Annotated in this window: 20 protein-coding genes; 7 read left to right on the forward strand and 13 right to left on the reverse strand. The window is 68.7% G+C overall.

The annotated features are described in order from the left end of the window. Positions 1–127: 127 nt before the first annotated feature. Positions 128–940: a bifunctional hydroxymethylpyrimidine kinase/phosphomethylpyrimidine kinase gene (thiD, locus tag CK498_RS09980; RefSeq protein WP_095620700.1), complete on the reverse strand. Its 813-nt coding sequence runs from the start codon at positions 938–940 to the stop codon at positions 128–130. 62 nt (positions 941–1,002) lie between these two features. Between thiD and CK498_RS09985 the strand changes: the two genes are divergently transcribed. Beyond that, positions 1,003–1,434 (forward strand): YqaA family protein, encoded by a 432-nt coding sequence (locus CK498_RS09985; RefSeq protein ID WP_095620701.1) that lies wholly within the window; start codon positions 1,003–1,005, stop codon positions 1,432–1,434. 4 nt (positions 1,435–1,438) lie between these two features. On the opposite strand, the gene CK498_RS09990 is transcribed toward CK498_RS09985, so the two are convergent. From CK498_RS09990 to CK498_RS10010, 5 genes are all read right to left on the reverse strand, one after another. Further along, positions 1,439–2,842 (reverse strand): TRAP transporter large permease, encoded by a 1,404-nt coding sequence (locus CK498_RS09990; RefSeq protein WP_229359038.1) that lies wholly within the window; start codon positions 2,840–2,842, stop codon positions 1,439–1,441. 9 nt (positions 2,843–2,851) lie between these two features. Then, positions 2,852–3,403: a TRAP transporter small permease subunit gene (locus CK498_RS09995; protein ID WP_095620702.1), complete on the reverse strand. Its 552-nt coding sequence runs from the start codon at positions 3,401–3,403 to the stop codon at positions 2,852–2,854. A gap of 136 nt (positions 3,404–3,539) precedes the next feature. Next, on the reverse strand, positions 3,540–4,355 hold the full coding sequence (locus CK498_RS10000; RefSeq protein ID WP_095620703.1) for an endonuclease/exonuclease/phosphatase family protein: 816 nt from the start codon (positions 4,353–4,355) through the stop codon (positions 3,540–3,542). 2 nt (positions 4,356–4,357) lie between these two features. Next, complete coding sequence (locus tag CK498_RS10005; protein WP_095620704.1) at positions 4,358–4,990, reverse strand: thiol:disulfide interchange protein DsbA/DsbL; 633 nt, start codon at positions 4,988–4,990, stop codon at positions 4,358–4,360. Between the two features lie 196 nt (positions 4,991–5,186). Continuing rightward, entirely contained in the window at positions 5,187–5,807 is a 621-nt protein-coding gene (locus CK498_RS10010; RefSeq protein ID WP_095620705.1) for a c-type cytochrome, read from the reverse strand. Positions 5,808–6,084: 277 nt separating this feature from the next. On the opposite strand from CK498_RS10010, the gene yihA reads away from it, so the two are divergent. Continuing rightward, entirely contained in the window at positions 6,085–6,693 is a 609-nt protein-coding gene (gene yihA, locus CK498_RS10020) for a ribosome biogenesis GTP-binding protein YihA/YsxC (protein WP_095620707.1), read from the forward strand. Here yihA and CK498_RS10025 read toward each other — a convergent pair. From CK498_RS10025 to argH, 7 genes are read right to left on the reverse strand one after another with little or no spacing between them, the layout of a single operon-like run. Further along, positions 6,690–7,424, reverse strand: a complete 735-nt coding sequence (locus tag CK498_RS10025; protein WP_095620708.1) for an HAD family hydrolase — start codon at positions 7,422–7,424, stop codon at positions 6,690–6,692. The two genes, yihA and CK498_RS10025, sit on opposite strands and share 4 nt — an antisense overlap. Positions 7,425–7,434: 10 nt before the next feature. Next, a complete protein-coding gene (locus tag CK498_RS10030) occupies positions 7,435–8,343 on the reverse strand; it encodes a tyrosine recombinase XerC (protein WP_095620709.1) in 909 nt (302 codons plus the stop codon). After that, entirely contained in the window at positions 8,340–9,056 is a 717-nt protein-coding gene (locus CK498_RS10035) for a DUF484 family protein (protein WP_095620710.1), read from the reverse strand. Before CK498_RS10035 ends, CK498_RS10030 begins: the two co-directional genes overlap by 4 nt. A 29-nt stretch (positions 9,057–9,085) precedes the next feature. Continuing rightward, the gene (gene dapF, locus CK498_RS10040) at positions 9,086–9,919 is read right to left on the reverse strand and encodes a diaminopimelate epimerase (protein WP_095620711.1); all 834 of its coding nucleotides are present in this window, start codon (positions 9,917–9,919) and stop codon (positions 9,086–9,088) included. Beyond that, the gene (lysA, locus tag CK498_RS10045) at positions 9,919–11,196 is read right to left on the reverse strand and encodes a diaminopimelate decarboxylase (protein WP_095620712.1); all 1,278 of its coding nucleotides are present in this window, start codon (positions 11,194–11,196) and stop codon (positions 9,919–9,921) included. Before lysA ends, dapF begins: the two co-directional genes overlap by 1 nt. 2 nt (positions 11,197–11,198) lie before the next feature. Beyond that, a complete protein-coding gene (gene lptM, locus CK498_RS10050; protein ID WP_095620713.1) occupies positions 11,199–11,342 on the reverse strand; it encodes an LPS translocon maturation chaperone LptM in 144 nt (47 codons plus the stop codon). Further along, positions 11,339–12,736: an argininosuccinate lyase gene (gene argH / locus CK498_RS10055; RefSeq protein WP_095620714.1), complete on the reverse strand. Its 1,398-nt coding sequence runs from the start codon at positions 12,734–12,736 to the stop codon at positions 11,339–11,341. The genes lptM and argH overlap by 4 nt, the downstream gene beginning before the upstream one ends. Positions 12,737–12,970: 234 nt before the next feature. On the opposite strand from argH, the gene hemC reads away from it, so the two are divergent. The 5 genes from hemC (at position 12,971) to CK498_RS10080 (ending at position 19,037) form a co-directional block, all read left to right on the forward strand. Beyond that, positions 12,971–13,912, forward strand: a complete 942-nt coding sequence (gene hemC / locus CK498_RS10060) for a hydroxymethylbilane synthase (protein WP_095620715.1) — start codon at positions 12,971–12,973, stop codon at positions 13,910–13,912. Then, positions 13,912–14,703: a uroporphyrinogen-III synthase gene (locus CK498_RS10065; protein ID WP_095620716.1), complete on the forward strand. Its 792-nt coding sequence runs from the start codon at positions 13,912–13,914 to the stop codon at positions 14,701–14,703. Before hemC ends, CK498_RS10065 begins: the two co-directional genes overlap by 1 nt. A 6-nt stretch (positions 14,704–14,709) precedes the next feature. Further along, the gene (locus CK498_RS10070) at positions 14,710–16,230 is read left to right on the forward strand and encodes a uroporphyrinogen-III C-methyltransferase (protein ID WP_095620717.1); all 1,521 of its coding nucleotides are present in this window, start codon (positions 14,710–14,712) and stop codon (positions 16,228–16,230) included. Further along, complete coding sequence (locus CK498_RS10075; protein WP_095620718.1) at positions 16,227–17,450, forward strand: heme biosynthesis HemY N-terminal domain-containing protein; 1,224 nt, start codon at positions 16,227–16,229, stop codon at positions 17,448–17,450. Before CK498_RS10070 ends, CK498_RS10075 begins: the two co-directional genes overlap by 4 nt. Before the next feature lie 213 nt (positions 17,451–17,663). Further along, the gene (locus CK498_RS10080) at positions 17,664–19,037 is read left to right on the forward strand and encodes an NCS2 family permease (RefSeq protein ID WP_095620719.1); all 1,374 of its coding nucleotides are present in this window, start codon (positions 17,664–17,666) and stop codon (positions 19,035–19,037) included. Positions 19,038–19,043: the final 6 nt, after the last annotated feature.

The following is a 19,043-nucleotide window of genomic DNA, read 5'->3' on the forward strand; positions in this document are numbered from 1 at the left end:
CGCCGCCTGGGGCGATGGCGCCATCACTCCCCAGCATGGTGCCAGTTGCCCAAGCCTGCAAGCTGAGGGATTTCCCACCCCACGGTTATCACAGTAAGCGGCGTCCGAGACGGGGCCCTCGCCGCGTTCACCACCAGGCGTGGAAGTGGTGCACCGGCCCGCGGCCGCGGCCGACCCGCAGCCGTACACTGGCGGTGAGTGCCTCGTTCAGCCACTGCTTGGCGGCGCCGACGGCCTCGGGCAGGGCGTCGCCGCGGGCCAGGCAGGCGGTCACCGCCGACGACAGCGAGCAGCCGGTGCCGTGGAGGTTGTCGGTGGCGATGCGCGGACCGTCGAGCCAGCGTGCACTGCCGGCATCGGCGAGCAGATCGGGGCAGCGCTCGCCGTGCAGGTGGCCACCCTTGAGCAGCACATGGGGGGCGCCGAGGCTGCTTAGTGCTGGCAGCATGGCCTCCATCTCGTTGGCTGTGGTCGGCGTGCTGCGTTCCAGCAGCACCGCCGCCTCGGGCAGGTTGGGGGTGATCAGGTCGGCCAGCGGCACCAGGATGTCGCGCACCGCGGCGATACCGGCGTTGTCGACCAGCACGTCGCCGCTCTTGGCGACCATCACCGGGTCGAGCACCACCCAGCGCGGGCGACGGCGCGTCAGCGCCGCGCGGATCACCTCGGCGACCTCGCGGCTTGCCACCATGCCGATCTTCACTGCGTCGATCTCGACGTCGTCGAGCAGGGTCTCGAGCTGGGCGGCGATGAAGTCGGCGGGCACTGGGTGAACGCCACGCACGCCCTGGGTGTTCTGGGCGGTCAGTGCGGTGATCACGCTGGTACCATAGGCGCCCAGCGCCGAAAAGGTCTTGAGGTCGGCCTGGATGCCGGCGCCGCCGCTGGGGTCGGAGCCGGCAATGGTCAGGGCATTGGCAATCGAAATGGGAGCGGTCATGGCAAGGGCGTCAGGGTGGTGTCGATGAAGGCTAGGCTACTGCAGATGACGGGGTGGACGCCATGTTGAGCCTGTTCGTGGTGGCGCTGGTCAGTGCCACTCTGCTGCCCGGCGGCTCGGAAGTATGGCTGGCGCGCCAGTGGTGCCTGGGGCAGCCGGCACTGGCGCTGTGGCTGGTGGCGACCAGCGGCAATACCCTGGGCAGCTTGATCAACGTGTGGATGGGCCGTTATGCGCGGCGCTTCCAGGATCGGCGCTGGTTTCCGGCAAGCCCCGCCGGGCTTGCCCGCGCCGAGCGCTGGTACCATCGCTTCGGCGAGTGGAGCCTGTTGCTCTCCTGGGCGCCGCTGATCGGTGACCCGCTTACCGTGCTGGCCGGGGTGTTCCGGTTGCCGTGGTGGCGGGCGATCCTGCTGATCACGCTGGCCAAGGGCACCCGCTACGCCGTGGTGCTCTACCTGGCCCACGCCTGGCTGGCGCCGCTCTGCCAGTAGGCGGTCACAGCACCGAGGGCAGCCAGGTGGCCAGCGCTGGGAATAGCGCCAGGGCACCCAGCATCGCCAGCTGCAGCAGAATGAACGGGATCACGCCGCGGTAGATCGCCGTGGTCGGCACCGAGTCCGGCGTCACGCCGCGCAGATAGAACAGTGCGAAGCCGAACGGCGGTGTCAGGAACGAGGTCTGCAGGTTGATGGCGATCATGATCCCCAGCCAGATCGGGTCGACGCCCATGGCCAGCAGCACCGGCCCGACGATCGGCACCACCACGAAGGTGATCTCGATGAAGTCGAGGATGAAGCCGAGCAGGAAGATCACCAGCATCACCACCAGGGTGGCGCCGATGACGCCGCCGGGCAGCGCCTCGAACAGCTCGGTGACCAGGTGCTCGCCGCCATAGGCGCGGAACACCAGCGAGAACAGTGCCGCGCCGATCAGGATCAGGAACACCATGCTGGTGACGTGGGTGGTGGTGCGCGCCACGTCCTTGAGCACCGGCAGCGACAGGCGGCGCTTGGCCAGCGCCAACACCAGCGCGCCGAAGGCGCCTACCGCCGAGGCCTCGGTGGGGGTGGCGAAGCCACCGAGGATCGAGCCCAGCACCGCGACGATCAGCAGTACCGGCGGCACCAACCCCTTGAGCAGCAGCGGCCATAGGCTGCCGCGGTAGTCGAGTTCACGCATCAGCTCCTGGCGGTTGGCGGGCGGTGCGACCTCGGGCTTGAGCCAGGCCACCGCCGCGACATAGACGATATAGGCGACCACCAGAATCAGCCCGGGGATCAGTGCGCCGATAAACAGGTCGCCCACCGACAGGGTGCGCGGGCTCCACACCCCCATCGACAGCTGGGCCTGCTGATAGGCGTTGGAGAGTACGTCGCCGAGCAGCACCAGGGCGATCGACGGCGGGATGATCTGGCCCAGGGTGCCGGTGGCGCAGATGGTGCCGGTGGCAAGGGCCGGCGAGTAGCCGCGCTTGAGCATGGTCGGCAGCGACAGCAGCCCCATGGTGACCACGGTGGCGCCGACGATGCCGGTGGAGGCGGCCAGCAGCATGCCGACCAGCACCACCGAGATGCCCAGACCACCGCGCAGCGCGCCGAACAGCAGTGCCATGGCGTCGAGCAGGGTCTCGGCGACCCGCGATTTCTCGAGCAGCACCCCCATCAGCACGAACAGTGGCACCGCCAGCAGGGTCTGGTTGGTCATGATGCCGTAGAGGCGGTTGGGCATGGCCGACATGAAGCGGCCCTCGAAGGGCACCGCCACGCCCAGGCTCTGCAGCGCAAACCCCAGGCCGGCGAAGGCCAGCGCGGTGCCGGCCAGCGACAGCGCCACCGGGTAGCCCAGCATCAGCACGCCGCACACGGCGAAGAACAGCAGGAACGGCATATAGACGAGCACGGCTTCCACTTACAGTATCTCCTCGTGCTCGTGGGTCTTTTCGGCAGGCAGGCGCCCGCGCAGGATAAGGATCTGGCGCCAGGCCTGGGCGATGCCCTGCAGCAGCAGCAGCAGGCACATCAGCGGGATCAGCGTCTTGAGCAGGAACACCGCCGGCAGGCCGCCGTCGGAGGAGCGCTCGAGGATCGCCCAGCTGCTGGCCACGTAGCGCAGGCTGCCAAGGCCCAGGAACAGCACCACCGGGATCAGCAGCAACAGGGTGCCGAACAGCTCGATCCAGGCGCGGCCGCGGGGTGACATGCGCCGGTTGAAGACATCGACGCGCACATGGCCATCGTGCTTGAGGGTGAAGGCGGCGGCCAGCATGAACACCGCGGCGTGCATGTACATCACCGATTCCTGCATGACGATGCTGTGCACATTGAACAGGTAGCGCATCACCACGATGGCGAATTGCACCAGCATCATCATCAGCACCAGCCAGGCAATGCTGCGGCCGATGACCTCGGTGAAGGCATCGAGTCGGGACAGCAGCACCGGCTCGCGAGTCGCGCGGCTCATGGGACCTCTCAACGGTAAACGGTTGTTCTAGCGTGGCGCGACATGATCGCCGATTATGGCGACAAAATCATCCACCATTGCCTCGTACGCAGCCCTCCTCTAGGACCTGCCCCCGGCGTCCCTCGCTTGGGACGGCTCACCCCGTGGACTTGATACGCCCCAGTGCCTGCTGGCAGGCCAGCGGCAGGGCCAGGTCGACGGCGATCGGCAGGTGGTCGGAGAACAGCTGGTCGAGGACGCGTACCTCGGTGGTGGCCAGCGACGACGAGAGCAGGATGTGGTCCAGCGCGCGGCGCGGCTGCCACGAGGGGTAGCTGGGCAGCGGTAGCACCGGGTGCAACGGCAGCGAGCGGCAGAAGCGGTCGTGGGTGTGCAGTTGCTCGGGGGTGCAGTTGAGGTCGCCCATCACCACCACGTGGCGCAGCGGCGAGATGATCTCGCTGAGATAGTCGAGCTGGCGCACCCGGGCGCGATGGCTGAGGGCCAGATGGGCGACGAACAGATGCAGGGCATCGGGGCCTTCGCCATAGCTGGCGTGGATGGCGCCGCGCCCGGGCAGGGTGCCGGGCAGGCGGTGCTCCTCGATGCGTGCCGGCGGCAGCCGCGACAGCAGCCCGTTGCTGTGCTGGGCGAAGCGCCCCAGGTTGCGATTGAGCTGCTGGAAGTGGTGCGGGAAGCCGGCGCGGCCGGCCAGGTATTCGACCTGGTTGACGTTGCCGGAGCGGAAGCTGCCGCCGTCGACCTCCTGCAGGCCGACGATATCGAACTTGCCGAGCACCTCACTCATCAGGTCGAGGCGTCCGGCGCGCTTGGGGTGCGGCAGAAAGTGCTGCCAGCTGCGGGTCAGGTAGTGGTGATAGGCCGAGGTATGGATGCCGACCTGCAGATTGAAGGTCAACAGCCGCAGATGACTGGCATCGTGGGGGCGATGCAGGACGTCGGCCTGGCTCACTGCTATTGGCTCCGCTCTTCTCGCACCATGTCGATCAGCGCATCGGCGACTTGCGGCATGTTCTCGAGGCTGCCGGCGCTCGACGGGCTGACCACGTAGCGGCCGTCGATGACCAATGCCGGAACGCCCATCAGCTGCATGGCACGCATCCGCGAGTGGGCCTGGTTGACCTGGCTGCGTACGCCGAAGGAGCCCAGCGCCTGGCGCGCCTCGTCCTCGCTGACGCCGTAGTCGCTAAAGAAGTCGGCGATGTCGTCGTCATCGGTGAGTGCGCGGCCCTGGTCGTGGATGGCAGCGAAGAAGTCGGCGTGAAGATCCTCACGAATGCCGAGTTCCTCGGCGGCATAGTAGGCCGCGGCGTGCTTGTTCCAGTCGCCGCCCATGGTCGCCGGCATATGGATCACGGCAACATCGTCGTCGAGCTCCTCGAGCCAGGCGTTGAGGGTGGGCTGCAGGCGGTTGCAGTGCGGGCAGCCGTACCAGAACACCTCGGTGACCTCGATCATATCGGCATCGACGCGGGTTTCCACCGCCTCGTCGAGCGCTTCATAGTGCTGGCCCTCGACCACTTGCTGGGCGGCAACCAGGCCCGACAGGCCGAGGCCGGCCACCGCGACCATCAATGTCTTGAACATGCTGTTATTCTCCTCGGCGCATCGCGCATAACGTATGACGCCCGGCAGGTCGGACGCCACTCTTGGAGCGGGCGCACCGGCCAGGGTTCCCAGGACATGATGCAGCAAATCGTCATGCGGTAAAACGCCGAAGGCGGCCGTCGGCCGCCTTCGAGGGTCTCGCCGCAGCGAGATGCGACAGCATGTCGCAGGTGCTTCAGTCGTGCAGGCCGTAGAGGTAGTTGGCCACCGCTTGCATGTCGGCATCGCTCATCTTGGCGGCGATGTCACGCATCACGTTGTTGGGGTCGTTGGCGCGCTCGCCGGCGGCGAAGTCCTGCAGCGTCGACACGGTATAGTCGGGGAACTGTCCGGCGAGCCCCGGGTAGACGGCGCTGCCGATGCCCTCGCCGGTGGGGGTGTGGCAGGCGGCACAGCTGGGAATGCCCTTGGCCATGTCGCCACCGCGGTAGAGCGCTTCGCCGCGTGCCAGCAGTTCGGCCTCGTCATCGGCCTGGCCGATGTTGGCGTCCTGCTCGGCATAGAAGGCCGCCACGTCCCAGGCGTCCTGGTCGGAGTAGTCGTCGACCTGGCCGGCCATCTGAGGCACCTCGCGGTTGCCGTCGCGGATGTCCATGATCTGCTTGGCGAGGTAGGAGGCCTGCTGGCCGGCCAGGTGCGGGAAGGAAGCCGACGGGCTGATGCCCTCCTGGCCGTGGCAGGCGGCACAGGTGCCGGCCAATTCCTGGCCTGCGGCCGGATCACCCTCGATTTCTTCTGCGTGGGCCACACCCACGGCGCCCACGGTAATTGCCAGGCTTGCCAGTAACTTTCTCATCGCTAATCCACTATGCCGTTTCGTTGTTTACCGGTACGCACCCTGGGTGCCGCCCGGGCCCGCGGTGACCGCAGCCGAGCCCGCCAGTCGCACGACAGCCATGCCGAAAGTGGGCAGGTCGCTGTCGACGAGAGCACGGTGGTACACTAGCGTGCCCCAGGTCGCAGACAAAAGACACCGCATTATAACGAATCCGCCCGATAACGTGAATGCGGCCGCACTGCGCCGTGCGCCATCAATCGTCGAATACCGGCCCCAGACAGGATCTCGCTTCCCCATGTCGCGCCTCAACTACCAGACTGCCCGCTTTCTCACCAGCGCCCCGACCCTGGCGCAGTGCCCGCCCGATGCCGGCGCCGAGGTCGCCTTCGCCGGTCGCTCCAATGCCGGCAAGTCGAGCGCCATCAATGCCCTGACCCAGCAGAAGGCCTTGGCGCGGACCTCCAAGACCCCCGGCCGCACCCAGCTGATCAACTTCTTTTCGCTGGTCGGCGGCGAGTCCCAACGGCTGGTCGACCTGCCCGGCTACGGCTACGCCAAGGTGCCGGAGAAGGTCAAGCTGGAGTGGCAGCGCCACCTCGCCGACTACCTGCGTAACCGCCAGTCGCTGCGCGGCCTGGTGCTGGTGATGGACGTGCGCCATCCGCTCAGCGAGTTCGACGAGATGATGCTCGGCTGGGCCGACGAGCAGGACATGGCGGTGCACATCCTGCTGACCAAGGCCGACAAGCTCAAGAGCGGCGCGGCCAAGAGCGAGCTGCAAAAGGTCCGCAGCCGGCTGCGCGAATGGGAGGACCTGGTCAGCGTGCAGCTGTTCTCGTCGCTCAAGCGCGAGGGGGTCGACGCGGCCCAGGCCAAGCTGGACGAGTGGCTGGTGGACGGCTAATCCAGGCCGGCCAGGAGATCCGGCAGCTCGCTGACGTGGCGCAGCCGGTGAACCCCCGGTGGCAGGCTGGTAGCGCCTTCGTTGCGGGCATCGATCCACGCCACGCGCATGCCGAGCCGCTGGGCCGGCAGCACATCCTCACGCCATGAATCCCCCACGTGGAGCGCCCGCGACGGACGGCTGCCGAGCCGCGCCAGGGCGGCCAGGAAGGGCCGTGCATCGGGCTTGGGGGCGAGCATCTCGCCGGCGGCGATGGTGACCCGGAAGTGCGCGGCGATGGGCAGCCGAGCCAGGTCGACATTGCCATTGGTAATCGCGCCGAGGCGATAGCGGCTGCCGAGCGCTTCGAGCAGGGCAGCGACTTCAGGATAGGGCGTCAGCCGGTGGCGCAGGTCGAGAAACTGTGCCAGCCCCGCCGCCGCCCACATCGCCGCGGCGCTGCGTGGCAGGCCATACTCCTCGAGCAGCTCGCGCAGGGCGCGCTCACGAATCCAGGTGAAGTCGCCGCGGCGCAGCGGCACGCGCTCGGCCAGCTGCTGGCGGCGTGTCTGGTAGGCGCTGAGGGGGAAACGCTCGGCGTAGCGCCCGAGGCTCGCCGCCTGCGCGCCGTGCCAGGCGGCCAGTGCCTCGTCCAGCCAGCGGTAGTGGCCGTGTTCGGCGTGCTCCATGACCGGGCGGTTGTCCCACAGGGTATCGTCGAGATCGAAGGTCAGCGCATCGATGGGTGGCATGGCAGGTAGCTCAGGGTGTCGGGTCACGGCGCCGCTTGGCGCGCGGGTGGGCGGCGTCGTAGCTGGCGGCGAGGTGCTGCCAGTCGAGCCGCGTATAGACCTGGGTGGTGGAGAGGTTGGCATGGCCGAGCAGCTCCTGCACCGCGCGCAGATCCTGGCTCGACTCCAGCAGGTGGCTGGCGAAGGAGTGGCGCAGGCGGTGCGGATGAAGGTGCTCCGGCAGGCCGCGCTGGCGGGCCAGGGCAGCGAGGCGCAGCTGGATCGCCCGATGCCCGAGACGCCGCCCGCGCTGGCCGACGAACAGCGCGGTTTCAGCGTCGCCGGCCAGTTGGCCGCGCACCGCCAACCAGGCCTCCAGCGCCTGGCGCGCCCGCGCTCCTACCGGCACCTGGCGCGGCTTGCTGCCCTTGCCAATCACCCGTACCCGCTGGGCCTGGAGCTGGTCGATATCCAGCGCGGCGAGTTCGGCGAGGCGCAGGCCGCTGGAGTAGAGCAGTTCGAGCATGGCCTGGTCGCGCCGCGCCAGCGGCGAGTCGTCGTGGGGCGTGTCGAGGAAACGGCCGAGCAGGTCGACGTCGACCGGGCGCGGCAGGTGGCGCGGCTGGCGCGGCGCCTGGGTCAGGCTCACCGGGTTGTGGGCCAGCAGGCCGCGGCGCACCAGGTGGTCGGCGAAGCGCGACAGCGCCGCACGGCGCCGCGCCAGGCTGCGCGCGGCCAGGCCGCGGCTGCGCTCGGCGCCGAGGAAGCGGCGCAGCAGCGCCACATCGAGAGCATTCCAGGCGTCGAGTCCGGCGGCCTCGGCAAAATGGGTCAGCGCGGCCAGGTCCTGGCGGTAGGCGGCGACGGTGGCCGGGCTGGCGTGGGCGGCCAACTCGGCGAGGAAGGCCGCGACCTCATCCTGCAGGCTGGCGGCGCTCACGCCGGCGGCCCGTGACGAACCAGCAGCCGCGCCACCACGTCGCCGAGGTACTCGGTGAACAGGGTATCGAGGCTGGCGCGGAAGTGCTCCGGGTCGGGGCTGGCGAGCACCAGGTAGCCCAGCGGCTCGCCCAGCGATAGCCGGCTGATGGCGCAGGAGCCGGGCTGCTCGGGGGCCGGCAGGTGTGGCAGCAGGCGCTTCCAGTCGGTCACTGTGAGCCGCGTGCAGCGGCTGGTGCGACCGTCGAGGAGTGCCGCCAGGCGGGTGCCGGCGGCGTCGTCGAGGACGTGTCGCGGCGGCTGCGGCGGGCGCGGCTCGCGATCGGTGAGGCTGGTCGGACACCATAGCGCCACCGCCGGGGTGCGAAAGCGCTCGGCCAGCTGGGTGGCCAGGGCCTGGCCCATGGCGTCGTTGTCCTCGGCCTCGAGCAGGGCCAGCACCATCTCACGGGTGCGCCGGTACTGCGCCTCGTTGTGGCGCGCCGACTCCAGCAGCTGCTCGAGGCGCCATTCGGCGCTCTCGGCGCGCTCGCGCAGGTCGTGGACCAGGCGTTCGAGCAGCGAGGTGGCGCCGCGGGTCTCGGGGTGCGGCACCTTGAGCTGCTGCAGCAGGCCTTCGCGGCCGACGAAGAAGTCGGGGTGGCGCGCCAGCCACTCGGCGACGCGCTCGGGGGCCAGCGTCTGGCGCGGTTCGGGGGCCGGGGCTCGGGCCATACGGGACTCCTTCTATCGCAGCAGGGCGGTCAGGTCAGTGCCACCCGACCGTCGAAGACCCGGGTCGCCGGGCCGGTCATGATCAGGCTGGCCGCGTCGCCGGGCCAGTCGATGGTCAGCTCGCCGCCGGGCAGGTGCACCGTGACCGGGCTCTCGAGGATACCCTGGCGGATGCCGCAGGCCACCGCCGCGCAGGCCCCGGTGCCGCAGGCCAGGGTCTCGCCGCTGCCGCGCTCGAAGACGCGCAGGCGGATCTCATGCGGCGATACCACCTGCATGAAGCCGGCATTGACCCGCTGGGGAAAGCGCGGATGCCGCTCGATGGCCGGGCCGAGGCGCGCCACCGGGGCGGCATCGACGCTGTCGACGCGCACTACCGCATGCGGGTTGCCCATCGATACGGCGCCGATCTCGAGGCGTTCGCCGTCGACCTCGAGTGGGTAGGTCAGCCGCTCTTCGGCGGCATCGAAGGGGATCGCCTGGGGGGCGAAGCGCGGTGCGCCCATGTCGACGCTGACCCTGCCATCGTCCTCCACCACCAGGGTCAGCGGGCCGCCCTGGGTCTCGACGCGGATCTGGTGCTTGTGGGTCAGGCGCTGGTCGCGCACGAAGCGCGCGAAGCAGCGTGCGCCGTTACCGCAGTTCTCCACCTCGCTGCCGTCGGCGTTGAAGATCCGGTAGCGGAAGTCCATGTCCGGGTCGTGGGGCGGCTCGACGATCAGCAGCTGGTCGAAGCCGATGCCGAGGTGGCGGTCGCCGAGCTGGCGGATCTGTGCGTCGCTGAGTCGTGCGCGCTGGGTGACCAGGTCGACGACCATGAAGTCATTGCCGAGCCCGTGCATCTTGGTGAAGTGCAGCAGCATCAGCGTGCCTCCTCGGGCTCGGGCAGCAGCGCTTCGCCGGCCCACAGGTCGCTGAGGCGCTCGCGGCGGCGCACCAGGTGCAGCCGGTCGCCGTCGACCATCACCTCGGCGGGGCGCGGACGGCTGTTGTAGTTGGAGGCCATCACGAAGCCATAGGCCCCCGCCGAGCGCACCGCCAGCAGGTCGCCGGCGGCGATTGCCAGTTCGCGCTCCTTGCCCAGGAAGTCGCCGGTCTCGCACACCGGGCCGACCACGTCATAGGTGCCGGTGTCGCGGGGCGTGCGGGTATCCACCGGCAGGATCGCCTGCCAGGCCTGGTAGAGCGCCGGGCGGATCAGGTCGTTCATGCCGGCGTCGACGATGGCGAAACTCTTCTCTTCGCCGGGCTTGAGGAATTCGACCCGGGTCAGCAGCACGCCGGCGTTGGCGGCGATCGAGCGGCCGGGCTCGAACAGCAGCGTCAGCGCTTGGCGACCCTGCCACTGCGAGAGCCGCTCGAGCAGCGAGGCGGCATAGTCGAACGGCGCTGGCGGGCGCTCGTCGCGGTAGGGCACGCCGAGGCCGCCGCCGAGATCGAGGTGCTCGACCTCGATGCCGCGCGCCTTGAGCTTGTCGAGCAGCAGCAGCAGGCGGTCGAGGGCGTCGAGGAACGGCGCCAGCTCGGTGAGCTGCGAGCCGATATGACAGTCGAGGCCGACCACCTTGAGGTTGGGCAGCGCCGCGGCGCGCTCGTAGACCGTCAGCGCCTCGTCAACCGGAATGCCGAACTTGTTGGCCTTGAGCCCGGTGGAGATGTAGGGGTGGGTCCTGGCGTCGACGTCGGGGTTGACGCGCAGCGATACCGGCGCGACCTTGCCCAGCCCGCCGGCCACCGCGTCGAGGCGCTCGAGCTCCGGCAGCGACTCGACGTTGAAGCACTTGATGCCCACCTCCAGGGCGCGGGCCATCTCGTTCTCCTGCTTGGCGACGCCGGAGAACACTACTTTGGCGGGGTCGCCGCCGGCCGCCAATACGCGCTCCAGCTCGCCCACCGAGACGATGTCGAAGCCGGCGCCGAGGCGTGCCAGCAGGCCCAGCACCGCCAGGTTGGAGTTGGCCTTGACCGCATAGCAGATCAGGTGCGGATGGCTGCCCAGCGCCTCGCTGTAGGCGCGGAAGTGGCGCTCCAGGGTGGCCCGGGAGTAGACGTAGCAGGGCGTACCGATGCGCTCGGCGACTTGCATCAGCGGCACGTCTTCGGCGTACATCACCCCGTCGCGGTATTCGAAATGATCCATGCTCAGCTCTCGTCGTCGTCGGACGTGTCGGGGACGCCGTAGCGCTCGGCGGCCTGTTGGTCGTCGGGCAGATAGAGCGGCCCCTTCTGGCCGCAGCCGGCCAGCAGCAGCAGCGCCAGGGCCAGCAGTGCCGCGCGCGCGATCATGACTGCCCCCTGGCGAGGTCGTCGCGGGCGCGCTGGGCGGCGGCGCGCACCTGGTCGGGGGCGGTGCCGCCGATATGGTTGCGTGCCGCCACCGAGCCCTCCAGGGTCAGCACCTCGAAGACATCGTCGCCAATCGTATCGGAGAACTGGCGCAGCTCGTCGAGGCGCATGTCGGACAGATCCTTGCCCTGTTCGATGCCATAGGCCACCGACTGGCCGACGATCTCGTGGGCGTCGCGGAAGGCCACCCCCTTGCGTACCAGGTAGTCGGCCAGGTCGGTGGCGGTGGAGAAGCCGCGCCGCGCCGCCTCGCGCATGTTGTCGGGCTTGGCCTGGATGGCGGGGATCATGTCGGCGAAGGCGCGCAGGCAGCCCTTGACGGTGTCGAGGGTGTCGAACAGCGGCTCCTTGTCCTCTTGGTTGTCCTTGTTGTAGGCCAGCGGCTGCGACTTCATCAGCGTCAGCAGGCTCATCAGGTGGCCGTAGACCCGGCCGCTCTTGCCGCGCACCAGTTCGGGCACGTCGGGGTTCTTCTTCTGCGGCATGATCGACGAGCCGGTGCAGAAGCGGTCGGGCAGGTCGATGAAGTCGAACTGGGCGCTGGTCCATAGCACCAGCTCCTCGCTCATCCGCGACAGGTGCATCAGCAGCAGGCTGGCGAAGGCGGTGAACTCGATGGCGAAGTCGCGATCGCTGACCGCGTCGAGGCTGTTCTCGGCCGGGCGCTCGAAGCCCAGCAGCTCGGCGGTGACGTGGCGGTCGATGGGGTAGGTGGTGCCGGCCAGGGCGGCGGCGCCCAGCGGCATCACGTTGACCCGGCGGCGACAGTCGGCGAGGCGCTGCTGGTCGCGGGCGACCATCTCCTGCCAGGCCAGCAGGTGGTGGCCAAAGGTCACCGGCTGGGCGGTCTGCAGGTGGGTGAAGCCGGGCATGATGGTGTCGGCCTCGCGGTTGGCGAGTTCGATCAGCCCTTCGCGCAGGCGGCCGAGCTCGGCGTCGACGATATCGATCTCGTCGCGCAGGTAGAGGCGGATATCGGTGGCCACCTGGTCGTTGCGTGAGCGGCCGGTGTGCAGCTTCTTGCCGGTGATGCCGATCTTGTCGGTGAGCCGCGCCTCGATGTTCATATGCACGTCTTCCAGCGGCACCGACCAGGCGAACTCGCCGCGGGCGATCTCCTCGGCGATCTCGCCGAGCCCGGCGACGATGGCATCGCGCTCGGCGTCGCTGAGCACGCCGACCCGGGCCAGCATGGTGGCGTGGGCGATGGAGCCGCGGATGTCGTGCTGGGCAAGGCGCTGGTCGAAGTCCACCGAGGCGGTGAAGCGGGCCACGAAGGCGTCGGTGGGCTCGCTGAAGCGGCCGCCCCAGGACTGGTTGGTTGGTTTGCTCATCGGGCTGGGCATCCTGCTGTGATCTTGTCGGCGGTGATACGGTCAAAGACGCGCGCTCATGGCCGCAAAGTGTACCAGAGTCGCGCAGGCTGGCCACGCTGCGTACCGTCGCGAGCGCGGCGCATTTTTCCTGCTTGCGCCGGTGCATTATGATGGTGGCATCATGCGAGGGTGCGCTCCTCGCCTTGCTCATCGCCCGGCCGCCATCGGCCGGGCTCATCCAGGGAGCCTTCCGTGCCCGCTTATACCACCCTGCGTATTGCCACCCGCAAGAGCCTGCTCGCCATGTGGCAGGCCGAACACGTGCGTGACCGCCTGATGGCGGCGCACCCCGGCCTCGAGGTGGAACTGGTGGCGATGTCCACCCGCGGCGACAAGATCCTCGACACCCCGCTGGCCAAGGTCGGCGGCAAGGGGCTGTTCGTCAAGGAGCTCGAAGAGTCGATGCTCGACGGCCGCGCCGATATCGCCGTGCACTCGATGAAGGACGTGCCGATGCACTTTCCCGAGGGCCTGGGGCTGTCGGTGATCCTCGCCGGCGCCGAACCCACCGACGCCTTCGTCTCCAACCACTATGACTCGATCGATGCGCTGCCCGAGGGCGCGCGTATTGGCACCTCGAGCCTGCGCCGCGGCCTGCAGATGCGCGAGGCGCGCCCCGACTTCGAGGTGTTGAGCCTGCGCGGCAACGTCCAGACCCGCCTCGGCAAGCTCGACGCCGGCGAGTTCGATGCCATCATCCTGGCCACCTCCGGCCTGCGGCGGCTGGGGCTGGCCGAGCGCATCACCGCCGAACTGCCGCCCGAGGTGTGCCTGCCGGCCTGCGGTCAGGGCGCGCTGGGCATTGAGTGCCGTAGCGACGACCACGCCTTGATCGAGCTGCTGGCGCCGCTGGATGACCCCGCGACCGCCACCCGGGTGCGCGCCGAACGGGCCATGAACACGCGCCTGGAGGGCGGCTGCCAGGTGCCCATCGGCGGCCATGCGATCTTTGAGAACGACGACCAGACGCTGTGGCTGCGCGCGCTGGTGGGCAACCCCGAGGGAACTCACGTGCTGCGCGCCGAGGGCCGCGGCTCGGCCAGCGAGCCGGAGACGCTGGGCATCCGCGTCGCCGAGGACCTGCTCGACCAGGGCGCTGGAGAGATCCTCGCTCAGGTTTACGGCGACGCCTGATGGCGTGGCCGATCCTGCTGACGCGCCCCGGCGAACGCGGCGCGCGGCTGGCCGCGGCGTTGGTCGCCGAGGGTCACACCGTGCAGCACCTCGAGGTGATGCAGCTCGAACCGCTCGAGGAGGATGCCCGCCAGCGCAGCGTGTGGCTGGATATCGACCAGTTCGCGCGCATCGTGGTGGTCAGCCCCTACGCCGCCGAGCGGCTGGCCGAGGCGCTCGACCGCTACTGGCCGCAGCTGCCGCTGGGCCTGGCCTTCTACGCGGTGGGGCAGGCCACCGCGGCGACGCTGCACCGCTGCCTGGGGGTGCGGGTCCACGTGCCGCCAGCGGGTGGCGGCGACACCAGCGAAGACCTGCTGGCGCTAGCGTCGCTGGCGCGGCTGGCCGAGCAGAAGGTGCTACTGGTGGCCGGCGAAGGTGGCCGGCCGCTGCTCGCCGAGATCCTGGCGGCGCGTGGCGCCCGGGTCACGCGTCTGGCACTCTATCGACGAGTGCTGCGGCCGCCGCAGGGCGCCGCCGCCGAGCGCCTGAAACACGGCGACTATATGGCGTTGGTGATCTCCAGCGGAGAACTGCTCGAATATCTGGCAGGATGGTGTCAATCACGCGCCTTGAACCAACCGCTAATCGTTTCCAGTCGGCGTTTGGCTACACTGGCAGGCAGCCTGGGGTTCACCGATGTGCGGAGTGCCGGTGGTGCCTCGGTGGCGGCCCTGAGTGCAGCAGTCGCCGATATCGACGCGCGGGACGATGGCGCAGCAATCGATCATGACGATCTTGAAAAGGGCTAGCGACAGATGAGCAAGCAACCACACGATCAGGACGATAACCAGACGCCATCCGGTGAGACCCCGCCTGAGACGTCTTCCCGCGATGCTGGCGACACCGCCGCGACCTCATCTGATCCCGCCGCGCCGGGCAAGAGCGGCGGCCGCTCGCGTAGCCGGCGCCGCGGCGCCAAGGCGCCCGCCGACGGCAGCGCCGCGGCCAAGTCCAGCGATAGCGCCGCGGCCAAGCCAAGCGAGACGTCGGCGGCCACGTCCGGCGAAACGCCCGCGCCGAAGGCCTCCGCCGCTGCCCAGGCCAGCGATACATCTGACGCCAAGGGCGCCAGCAAGTCCGGCGCTGGCGAGTCCACCAGCAAGCCGTCGAGCGCGGCCACCAAGCCCGGTGCCGATACGGCGGCGAAAACGTCCTCGAGCAAGGCTGGCGGCGCGGGCAAGCCGCCCCCGGCGTCGCCGGCCACGCCGCCGCCCCGCGACGGCGGCGGCAGCAAGAGCGGGCTGATTGCGCTGGTGCTGGCGATACTGCTCGGCCTGGCGCTGCTGCTGGCCGCCTGGCAGGGCTGGGAACGGCTCGAGGCGCAGCAGCAGCGCATCGCCGATCTCGAGGCGCGCAGCGGCGAGGCGGCGACGCGCGATGAACTGGCGGTGCTGGAGGAGCGCCTCGATGAGGGCGAAAGCGAGCGCGATGCTGCGCTGGATGGCGCCCTCGCCGAACTGCGTGACGAGTTCAGCGCCTACCGCGGTGAGGTCGACGAGACCCTCGACCGCGTGCTCGATGAGCTCTCCAGCGAACAGGATGCCGACGAGCGCGAGTGGCTCCACGCCGAGGCCGCCTACCTGCTGCGCCTGGCCAATCAGCGCCTGCAGCTGGAGCGTGACGCCGACGGCGCCGCGGCGCTGCTGCGCACCGCCGACGGCCGCCTGCGCGATGCCGACAATCCGGCGCTGACCCCGGTACGCCGGGCGATCTCGTCGGAGTTGGCGGCCCTGGACTCGGTGCCACGGGTCGACCGCACCGGCCTCTATCTGGCTCTCGACGCCCAGCAGGAACAGCTCGCCGGCCTGCCGCTGGGCCAGGACATCGAGCAGATCGCCGCCGAGTCGGGCATCGAGCAGCCGCCTTCCGGCAACTGGCAGCAGCAGCTGTCGCGCTTCGGTGCCGAGCTGCGCGACCTGGTCACGGTGCGCCGCCACGACGAAGCGCTGGAGGCACTGATCGCTCCCGAGCAGGAGGCCTACCTGCGCCAGAACGTCCGGCTGCTGATCGAACAGGCCCAGCTGGCGCTGCTCAAGGAAGAGGAAGCGCTGTACGAGGCCAGCCTCGACAAGGCGCTCGCCCTGGTCGACGCCTATTACGACACCGACAGCGAGGGTGTGCAGCGGGTCCTCGAGCGGCTCGGCGAGCTGCGTGAGGCGGCGATTCGCCCCGAGCTGCCGGATATCAGCGGCTCCCAGCAAGCGCTGGCCGAGTTTATCGAGCGGCGCTTCAACGGCCGCATGGATAACGGCGACGATGCGGGAGACGAGGCATGAGAAAACTGATCCTGATCGTCGTTCTCGGCCTGGCGCTGGGGGCCCTGTTCGGCCAGTTGATGGTCAGCGTGCCCGGCTACTGGCTGGTGCGGGTCGGCGACACCTCGCTGCAGACCTCGTTCTGGTTTGGGCTGATCCTGCTGCTGGGGGGCTTTCTGGCGCTGCACTTCGCGTTGCGCGTGCTCAGCCGGCTGCGCCATCCGGTCAGCCGGCTCAAGCTGTGGAACAGCCGCACGCGCAACCGCAACGCCATGAAGAGTACCGTGCGCGGCCTGGTGGCGCTGGCCGAGGGGCGCTGGAAGCGCGCCGAGAAGGCGCTGGTCAAGTCGGCGGACGACTCCAGTACGCCGCTGGTCAACTACCTCTCCGCGGCGCTGGCGGCTCACTACCAGGGCCGCTACGACCAGGCCGACACCCTGCTCAAGCGCGCTCACCTGAGCACCGAGGGCGCCGATACCGCGGTGGGCATGGTCCAGGCCCAGCTGATGCTCGACCGTCATCAGTTCGAGGAAGCCCTGGCCACCCTGACCCGCCTCGACAAGCAGCTGCCCAACCATCCCCAGGTGCTCAAGCAGCTCAAGCAGGCCTATCTCAGCGTCAACGACTGGGACGGACTGCGGCGGCTGATACCGCGCCTCGCCGCCCAGCAGCTGATCGCCCCCGAGGAGCGCCAGACCCTCGAGCAGCGCGCCTACCGCGAGCTGATCGTGCAGGCGGCGCGCCAGCCCGGCGACATCGAACGGGTGCGCAACCTGTGGGCCGACATGCCCGATTACCTGCGCGGCGACATCGAACTGGTGGTGATCTACGCCGAGGCGCTGGTGCGCGGCGGCGAGGAGGGCATCGCCGAGCGCCTGCTGCGCCACTCGCTCAAGGAGCACTGGGACCATCGCCTGGTGCTACGCTACGGCCTGCTCAGCGTCGATGCGGCGCGCCAGCTGGTCTACGCCGAGAAGTGGTTGCAGGAGCGCCCCAACGACCCCGACCTGCTGCTCACCCTGGGCCGGCTGTCGCTGCGCAACGCCTACTGGGGCAAGGCGCAGGAGTACTTCGAGGCCAGCCAGCGCCAGCGCCCCAGCGGCGTGGTGTGCGCCGAGCTGGCGCGGCTCTACGCCAACCTCGGCGAGCACAACAAGAGCCAGCTCTACTATCGCCAGAGCGTCGAGCTGCTCGACAAGTCGCTGCCCTCGCTTCCCCAGCCCAGCGACGACAATCGCTGAGCTTGCCATCTTGCTCTCCTGGGCGCCGTCAGGCGCCTTTTTTTATACCTGGAAAAACGTATCCAGTGTTTTTCTCTTTTGTATACGTCATTGGTCTATCCTTGCTTGTCCAAGTGGTCAAAAATTGCCTACCCTGTGATTGTTTGACCGAAAGGTCAGGGTCGCCTGCGGCGCTCCTGCTCTACGACAGCCAACAACAACAGGACCATGACGATGCAACACTCCTCCACTACTGCCGACACGGCATCAGCGTCGTCTAGCCAGGCCCCGGGTGAGGGCAACTGGCTGGAGCGTTATTTCCGTATACGTCATCGTGGCTCGACCCTGCGGACCGAGGTGCTGGCCGGTGTCGCCACCTTTCTCGCCTCGATGTACATCATCGTGGTCAATCCAGCGATCCTCAGTGATGCCGGGATTCCGTTCTCGGCGGCACTCTCGGCTACCGTGCTGATCAGCTTCTTGAGCAGCCTGGCGATGGGGCTGTACGCGCGCAACCCGATTCTGGTGGCGCCGGGCATGGGCATGAACGCGCTGTTCACCTACACCCTGGTGCACGGTGCCGGGCTGTCGTGGGAGGTGGCGCTGGGCTGCGTGTTCTGGTCGGGGGTGCTGTTCGCGACCCTGGCGCTGTTCAATGTGCGCAAGGCGATCATCGAGGCGATCCCGGCCTCGCTGCGCTATGCCATCACCTGCGGTATCGGCCTGTTCATCACCTTCATCGGGCTCAAGAACGCCGGCTTCATCGTTGGCAGCGACGCTACCCTGGTATCGCTGGGCAGCATGGACCCGACGCTGATCACCTTCTTCATCGGCATGATGGCCACCGTGATCATGGTCATCATGCGCTTCAACGGTGCGCTGATCCTGGGCATCGCCCTGACCACCCTGCTGGCCACGCCGATGGGGCGGATGTGGGGCGGCGAGGTGATGGTCGAATGGAGCGGCCTGGCCGCCTGGCCCGACTTCAGCGCCGTCATGCAAGTGGATATCTGGGGCGCACTGAAGGTCGCCTACCTGCCGTTCATCTTCGTGATGCTGTTCACCAACTTCTTCGATGCGTTGTCGTGCTTCATGGCGCTTTCCGAGTCCGCCGACCTCAAGGACAAGGACGGCAATCCGCGCAACCTCAAGCGCTCGATGACCGTCGACGCCTTCGCTTCGATGATCGCCGCGCCGCTCGGTACCAGCGCCGCCCAGACCTTTATCGAGTCGGGCGCCGGGGTGGCCCAGGGCGGGCGTACCGGGCTGGTGGCGGTGGTCATCGCAGTGCTATTCCTGCCGTTCCTGTTTCTCTCGCCGCTGCTCTCGCTGGTACCGTCGATCGCTACCGCCCCGGCGTTGGTGCTGGTCGGGCTGTTCATGCTGGCGCCGATCGGCAAGATCGACTGGACGCGCTACGACCAGGCCTTCCCGGCCTTCCTGGCGATCATCCTGATGCCGCTGACCTACTCGATCACCCTGGGGATCGCTTTCGGCTTCCTGAGCTTCGTGATCATCAAGCTGTTCACCGGCCGCGGTATCGAAATCAAGCCGGCGATGTGGGTTTCGGCGGCGCTCAGCGTGGTGATGCTGGTCACCACCCATTGATCGAGC

The organism is Halomonas salipaludis (genome assembly GCF_002286975.1).
Lineage (GTDB): Bacteria > Pseudomonadota > Gammaproteobacteria > Pseudomonadales > Halomonadaceae > Franzmannia > Franzmannia salipaludis.

Bases quoted from the DNA above. Each gene is read 5' to 3' on its own strand.
- thiD (WP_095620700.1), bottom strand. From the start codon at position 940: ATGACCGCTCCCATTTCGATTGCCAATGCCCTGACCATTGCCGGCTCC.
- CK498_RS09985 (WP_095620701.1), top strand. From the start codon at position 1,003: ATGTTGAGCCTGTTCGTGGTGGCGCTGGTCAGTGCCACTCTGCTGCCC.
- CK498_RS09995 (WP_095620702.1), bottom strand. From the start codon at position 3,403: ATGAGCCGCGCGACTCGCGAGCCGGTGCTGCTGTCCCGACTCGATGCC.
- CK498_RS10005 (WP_095620704.1), bottom strand. From the start codon at position 4,990: ATGTTCAAGACATTGATGGTCGCGGTGGCCGGCCTCGGCCTGTCGGGC.
- CK498_RS10010 (WP_095620705.1), bottom strand. From the start codon at position 5,807: ATGAGAAAGTTACTGGCAAGCCTGGCAATTACCGTGGGCGCCGTGGGT.
- yihA (WP_095620707.1), top strand. From the start codon at position 6,085: ATGTCGCGCCTCAACTACCAGACTGCCCGCTTTCTCACCAGCGCCCCG.
- CK498_RS10025 (WP_095620708.1), bottom strand. From the start codon at position 7,424: ATGCCACCCATCGATGCGCTGACCTTCGATCTCGACGATACCCTGTGG.
- CK498_RS10035 (WP_095620710.1), bottom strand. From the start codon at position 9,056: ATGGCCCGAGCCCCGGCCCCCGAACCGCGCCAGACGCTGGCCCCCGAG.
- dapF (WP_095620711.1), bottom strand. From the start codon at position 9,919: ATGCTGCTGCACTTCACCAAGATGCACGGGCTCGGCAATGACTTCATG.
- lysA (WP_095620712.1), bottom strand. From the start codon at position 11,196: ATGGATCATTTCGAATACCGCGACGGGGTGATGTACGCCGAAGACGTG.
- lptM (WP_095620713.1), bottom strand. From the start codon at position 11,342: ATGATCGCGCGCGCGGCACTGCTGGCCCTGGCGCTGCTGCTGCTGGCC.
- argH (WP_095620714.1), bottom strand. From the start codon at position 12,736: ATGAGCAAACCAACCAACCAGTCCTGGGGCGGCCGCTTCAGCGAGCCC.
- CK498_RS10065 (WP_095620716.1), top strand. From the start codon at position 13,912: ATGGCGTGGCCGATCCTGCTGACGCGCCCCGGCGAACGCGGCGCGCGG.
- CK498_RS10070 (WP_095620717.1), top strand. From the start codon at position 14,710: ATGAGCAAGCAACCACACGATCAGGACGATAACCAGACGCCATCCGGT.
- CK498_RS10075 (WP_095620718.1), top strand. From the start codon at position 16,227: ATGAGAAAACTGATCCTGATCGTCGTTCTCGGCCTGGCGCTGGGGGCC.
- CK498_RS10080 (WP_095620719.1), top strand. From the start codon at position 17,664: ATGCAACACTCCTCCACTACTGCCGACACGGCATCAGCGTCGTCTAGC.